Source organism: Kitasatospora sp. NPDC056327, from assembly GCF_042261735.1.
Classification (GTDB): domain Bacteria; phylum Actinomycetota; class Actinomycetes; order Streptomycetales; family Streptomycetaceae; genus Kitasatospora.
The window spans coordinates 1-1,276 of sequence record NZ_JBHJRC010000557.1 but is presented as its reverse complement, the minus strand read 5'-3'; the positions used below and the strand labels follow the sequence as shown (position 1 = coordinate 1,276).

Genomic DNA, 1,276 nt, shown 5'->3' with positions numbered 1-1,276 from the left:
GCCGGGACGGCGTCCCGGCACACCGAAGGGGGGTCGGCCGGCGGGTCCTCAGGAGGCGGGGCGGACGGCGATCGCGTCGATCTCGACCAGCATCCCGGGCAGCGCCAGTGTGGCCACCCCGCTGAGCGTCTGCACCGGCAGTCGGTCGCCGAAGGCGGTGCGCACGGCGCCGTTGAGGACCTCCAGCTTCTCCGGGTCGTGGTCCTTGACGAAGGAGCCGAGCCGCACGACGTTCTCGAAGCCGAGGCCGACGCCGGCCAGCGCCCGGCGGAGGTTCTCCAGCGACAGCCCGACCTGGGCGGCGAAGTCCCCCGCCACCACCTGCCCGGTCGCGTCGGAGGAGTACTGCCCGGCGAGATAGACCGTCTCGCCGGGGGCCGAGACGGCGTGGCTGTAGCCGAACGGCGTGGGGTCGTGCAGGTCGGGCGGGTTGGTGATGGTGCGGTTGTCGGTCACGGGCGGATCCTCTCCGGTGCGGGGTCCTGGTCCTGGTACTGGATCCCGGGTCCGGCCGGGACAACGCCGGACGCCCCCCGATCGTCCGCACCCGGACGGAACATCACCCGTTGGCACCAAGGCGGGCCGCGAGCGGCCGCGGCAGCGGGTACGGGCGCTCCGGGGGCAGCAGGCGCTGCGCCCGGGCCTGTTGGCCGGTCCGGACCAGGCCGGCGATCCGGTGGACCTGCGGGGTGAGGTCGGTGATCCCGGTGACCCACTCCTCGGCGAAGGTCCGGATCAGCGAACGCCCCACTCCCACCTGGATGCTGTAGTGGTTGAGCGCGCCACCGCGCAGCGAGCGCTCCGGGTCCCACTGGACGTGCACCCGCGCACCGGCGAGCGCGGCCGGGTCACCGGCGGTCGGCTCCGCCAGGGCCAGCGCCTCCTCCCAGCCCGCCCGGGTGATCCGGACGGCGAGGACGCGCTCCTGGCCGGGCTTGCGGGCCCAGTTGCTGCGGTGCATCAGCCAGGCGAACGAGGGCTTGAGCCACGTCATCCGGCCGAACGAGAACGGCGGCACGAACCGCTGCGCGGCGAGCGCCGGGTCGGCGATGGCCGGCGCGTACGCCTGGTAGACGACGATGGTGCCGGCGTCGAAGTCGGCCCTGATCTCCCTGAGCTGCTGCATGCCGCCCGACTCTGCCAGGCCGCCGCCGCCCGGGCGACCGGTTTGCCGCCCGCCCGGCCCGAGGAAGGACATCCCGCCTTCTTCATCGCGTACCAGATGCTGTTCGCGCCCCGCGTCTCCCGCGCCGGCGTCCTGCTGGCCGTGGAGGGC

The 1,276-nt window shown here is 74.3% G+C and carries 2 protein-coding genes; both read right to left on the bottom strand.

The annotated features are described in order from the left end of the window. Nucleotides 1–48: 48 nt before the first annotated feature. Nucleotides 49–456 carry a RidA family protein gene (locus ACFCX4_RS36290; RefSeq protein WP_376151757.1) on the bottom strand — a complete coding sequence of 136 codons (408 nt, stop codon included), beginning with the start codon at nt 454–456 and terminating at the stop codon, nt 49–51. A 103-nt stretch (nt 457–559) separates the two neighbouring features. After that, entirely contained in the window at nt 560–1,126 is a 567-nt protein-coding gene (locus ACFCX4_RS36285; protein WP_376151755.1) for a DUF4291 domain-containing protein, read from the bottom strand. Nucleotides 1,127–1,276: the final 150 nt, after the last annotated feature.